Source organism: Brevibacterium otitidis (assembly GCF_042429315.1).
In the GTDB taxonomy this organism is placed as follows: Bacteria; Actinomycetota; Actinomycetes; order Actinomycetales; family Brevibacteriaceae; genus Brevibacterium; species Brevibacterium otitidis.
Map to the genome: position 1 here is coordinate 1 of NZ_JBHMAU010000084.1, position 639 is coordinate 639.

The window sequence follows — 639 nt, forward strand, 5'->3', positions numbered from 1 at the left end:
GACGACCTCACCGACGGCGTGCCCACACAGCTCAAGGAACTCATCACCCTCGGCCGGACACTGAAACGACGAGCCCTCGATGTGCTGGCCTACTTCGACCACCCCAGCAACGGCCCCACCGAGGCGATCAACGCTCGACTCGAACACCTCCGCGGGACCGCGCTGGGCTTCCGCAACCTCGCCCACTACATCACCCGTGCCCTCCTAGACACCGGAGGATTCAGAACCGAACTACACCCTCATCTGTGAAGAGCCCATGTTCCTATCCTCTCGGTTAGATCAAGCCCTCCACCACACACGGGGCGATCCAACTCGGTCAGCAGATCCTTGTAATTCGACGAGTCCCTTTTTTACGCGGCTGATGTTCGTTGCGTGCTGGTGAGCACGAGCGATCGTGGAGTCGACTGAGACGGTGAAGTCGACTTTGTCATTCTTCGCCGCAAAGTCTGTCAGCGCCTGGTGGATGGCATCCCAGGTGCCATCAGAGGCTAAGCGACGGTGCCAGGTCCACACGGTCTGCCATTTGCCGAAGGGCTCGGGCAGGTCGCGCCAGGCGATGCCGGTGCGGTAGCGGTAGATGATGCCTTCGATCATCTGCCTGGGATCGGAGAAGGGGCGTCCGCGCTTGCCTGTTGGTGC

General features: G+C 61.2%; 1 protein-coding gene and 1 pseudogene. One reads left to right on the forward strand and one right to left on the reverse strand.

The window, feature by feature from the left end:
* Positions 1-249: transposase (locus tag ACFFN1_RS13550; protein ID WP_376841359.1), on the forward strand; the 249-nt coding region annotated here is incomplete at its 5' end.
* Between the two features lie 48 nt (positions 250-297).
* Here the strand turns inward: ACFFN1_RS13550 and ACFFN1_RS13555 are convergent.
* Positions 298-639, reverse strand: a pseudogene (locus tag ACFFN1_RS13555) (transposase); the annotation flags it as partial.